Below are 3,784 nucleotides of genomic sequence, written 5' to 3' on the forward strand. Positions count from 1 at the left end.
CAAGCTGATCGCCGTGGCCCGCCAGGGCCGCCAGCAACTGGAAGAGCAGATGGCACGCGAGCGTGCCGAGCGGCAGGCCCGCCTGGCCCGCGGCGAAGCCCGGGCGCCAGGCTGGGACGGGCACTGACCGGCCGATTTCCCCAAGCCCCTTAGGCAATTTTCCTAACCGCCCGCCAGGGCCCGGTGGTCTCATGGGTGCACTCCCCGAGGAGCGACCATGGACCGAGCCCCCGACGAACTTTCTGCTGCGCTGGCGCAGTCTGCGCCGCCCACATCCGGCACCGGGGACGAACTGCACCGCCTGCAGCAGGCACTGGCCGACAGCCGCAAGCGGCTGCAGCGGGCGGAACGCCGGCTGGACCTCCGCGAGCGCGAACTGGCGCTGCTGCGCGTCTCACACGAGCAGTTGGTGTCCACGCTGGATGCCACCAACGATGGCATCCTCACGCTGCAGTATTCGGACAACTCGATCTACTACAACATCCGTTTTGTAGAGCTGTGGGGCATTCCCGAAGACAGGCTGTGTGACATGAACGCGCACTCGCTGGTGGAGTTCCAGTGCACGCGCGTGAAGGACCCGGCCGACCTGCTGGCCCACATCGAGCAGCGACGCCAGCACCCCGACAGCGAGGACCTGAGCCTGATCGAACTGCTCGACGGCCGCGTGCTGGAGCGCCATGTGCTGCCCCAGCGGGTGCACGGCCAGTGCGTGGGCAGCGTCATCACCTTCCGTGACATCACGCTGCGCGTGCAGTACGAGCAGAAGATGCTGTTCAACCACCTGGTGCTGGAGAATTCGCCGCCGATGTTCTGGATCGACCGCGACAGCGCCGAGGTCACCTACGCCAACCCGGCCGCCTGCCGTCACCTGGGCTACGACCTTGAGGAACTGCTGGGCATGCGCATCAGCGAGTACGACATGCAGTTCGGCGACGACAGCCTGGCAGCGCTGGACGACGCACTGCGCGGGCACAACAAGCCGGTCAGCTTCGTCACGCAGCACCGGCGCAAGGACGGCGTGCTGCGCGACGTGCGCATCCAGGCGTACAAGACCGAGACCGCTGCGCACGGCGTGTACATCATCAATGTGCGCGACATCACCGAGCAGCAGCAGGCCGAACAGGCCCGCAAGCGGCAGGCCGCGACGCTGGCGTCGCTGATCAACTCGATGTCGGACATCATCTTCTACAAGGACCGCCAGGGCCGCTACCTCGGCTGCAACACGGCCTATGCCGCGTTGGTGGGCAAGCCGGTGGAAGCGCTGCGGGGCCTGACCTGCCACGACCTGTTCCCGCCGGAGCGCGCCAGCGTCATCCAGGCGCGCGACGACCTGGTGCTGCGCACACTGCGCGAGGAAACGGCCGAATACTGGGTGCAGACGCCCGACGGCCAGCGCATGCTGCTGCAAACGCGCATCTCGCCGCTGTGGGACGAAAACGGCGAGCCCCAAGGCCTGCTGGGCATCAGCCGCGACATCACGGCCAGCCGCCGGTTCGAGGAAGAGCTGCAGCGCGCCAAGGAACTGGCCGAGGACGCCACGCGCATGAAGTCGGACTTCCTGGCGAACATGAGCCACGAAATCCGTACGCCCATGAACGCCATCATCGGCCTGTCGCACCTGGTGCTGAAGACCGAACTGACGCCGCGCCAGCGCGACTACATCAGCAAGGTGCAGACATCCGGCCAGCACCTGCTGGGCGTGATCAACGACATCCTGGACTTCTCCAAGGTAGAAGCCGGCAAGCTCGACTTGGAGCGCGCCGATTTCACCCTGGAAACGCTGCTCGACAACACCGCCAGCCTGATCAGCGAGAAATGCCACGCCAAGGGGCTCGAACTGGTGTTCGAGGTGGCGCCCGACGTGCCACCCAATCTGGTGGGCGACGCGCTGCGGCTCGGCCAGATCCTGCTGAACTACGCCAACAACGCGGTGAAGTTCACAGAGCGCGGCGAAGTCATGATCTCGGTGCGCGCCAGCGAGCGCACCGACACCGACGTGTTGCTGCACTTTCGCGTGCAGGACACCGGCATCGGCCTCACGCCCGAGCAGCAGGGCCGACTGTTCCAGAGCTTTTCACAGGCCGACACCTCGACCACCCGCCGCTTTGGCGGCACCGGACTGGGTCTGGCCATCAGCAAGAAGCTGGCACACCTGATGGGCGGCAACGTGGGCGTCCACAGCGAATATGGCAAGGGCAGCACCTTCTGGTTCAGTGCGCGGCTGGGCATTGGCCAGGCGCTGCAGCCGCGGCTGATGCCCAACCCCGACCTGCGCGGCCGCCGCGCACTGGTGGTGGACGACAACGAGCATGCCCGCGCCGTGCTGGCCGACATGCTGCAGAGCATGACCTTTGTGACTGCCGAGGCTGCCAGCGGCACGGAAGCGGTGGCGGCGGTGGCGCAGGCCGCGCGCGAGGGCCAGCCGTTTGACATCGTCTACCTCGACTGGCGCATGCCCGGCATGGACGGGCTGGAAACCGCGCGCCGCATCCGGGCCCTGGGGCTGGACGCTGCGCCCATGTTCCTGATGGTCACGGCCTTTGGCCGCGAGGAAATGGCTGGCGACCCCGACACCGCGGGCATTGCCCAGGTGCTGGTCAAGCCGGTGAACCCGTCGATCCTGTTTGACACCACCATCACCGCGCTGGGCGGGCGTCGCGGCGAGCCGGCCCCGGCCGCTGCGGCCAGCGCGGCAGGCGCCAGCCACGGTGGCGGTACGGCCACCGTCGACAGCGCGCTGGCCGCCATCGCAGGCGCACGCATCCTGCTGGTGGAAGACAACGACATCAACCAGCAGGTGGCACGCGAACTGCTACAGGACGCGGGCCTTCAGGTGGATGTGGCCGACAACGGCGAGATCGCACTGCACCTGGTGCAGCAACGCACCTACGACCTGGTGTTCATGGACATGCAGATGCCGGTGATGGACGGCGTGACGGCCACGCGCGCCATCCGGCACATCGACGCGCTGGAGCACTTGCCCATCGTGGCCATGACGGCCAATGCCATGGCGCAGGACCGCCGCAAGTGCCTGAATGCCGGCATGAGCGACTTTCTGGTCAAGCCGATCGACCCGCAGGACCTGCGCAGTGTGCTGCTGCGCTGGATCCGTCCGCGCCGCGGCGCACCGGCCTCGGGCGAGCGCATGGGACGCGCCACGCTGCGGCAGGCCGCCTCCGGCCTGCCGCACGGCATCGAGGGGCTGGACACCGTGCTGGGCCTGCAGCGCATGGCCGGCAAAACCAGCCTGTACTTGGCCATGCTGCGCCGCTTTGTCGCCGGGCAGGCCACCGTGCCGCAGCAAATCCGCACCGCACTGGCCGCAGGCGACATGGCCACCGCCGAACGGCTGGCCCACACCACCAAGGGCGTGGCGGCCAACCTGGGCGCCACGCAGGTGCAGGACCGCGCTGCGGCGCTGGAACACGCCCTGCGCGTGGCGCAGGCACCGCACGAGATTGCAGCCCACCTCGCCACACTGGAGACCACACTGGGTGCGCTGCTGGCCGCGCTGGCAGCACAACTCCCCACTGAAGCTTGATCAAATCAGCCTGCAGCCCTCGCCGATGCTGCGTAAGGCGCTATGAAATTCATAGCATATGGGAGAAGCCGTCCCATACCAGCTTGCAGCCCGTGAGGAACATGCCGGCGTAGATGAAACGGTAGAACAGCACCGGGTTGATGCGCCGCGCAATGCGCACGCCCACCAGCACGCCCACCGGTGCCAGCGGCAGCAGCACGATGGAGGTCGCCAGGTTGCGCATGTCCAGCAGACCGAGCCAGG

General features: G+C 67.5%; 2 protein-coding genes. One reads left to right on the plus strand and one right to left on the minus strand.

The window, feature by feature from the left end:
* The first annotated feature begins 217 nt into the window (after positions 1-217).
* Complete coding sequence (locus tag ACE3OK_RS12275; protein WP_374249837.1) at positions 218-3,541, plus strand: response regulator; 3,324 nt, start codon at positions 218-220, stop codon at positions 3,539-3,541.
* 49 nt (positions 3,542-3,590) lie between these two features.
* Here the strand turns inward: ACE3OK_RS12275 and ACE3OK_RS12280 are convergent.
* Positions 3,591-3,784: hypothetical protein (locus tag ACE3OK_RS12280; RefSeq protein ID WP_374249838.1), on the minus strand; the 194-nt coding region annotated here is incomplete at its 5' end.

The organism is Thermomonas sp. (assembly GCF_041905325.1).
In the GTDB taxonomy this organism is placed as follows: domain Bacteria; phylum Pseudomonadota; class Gammaproteobacteria; order Xanthomonadales; family Xanthomonadaceae; genus Thermomonas.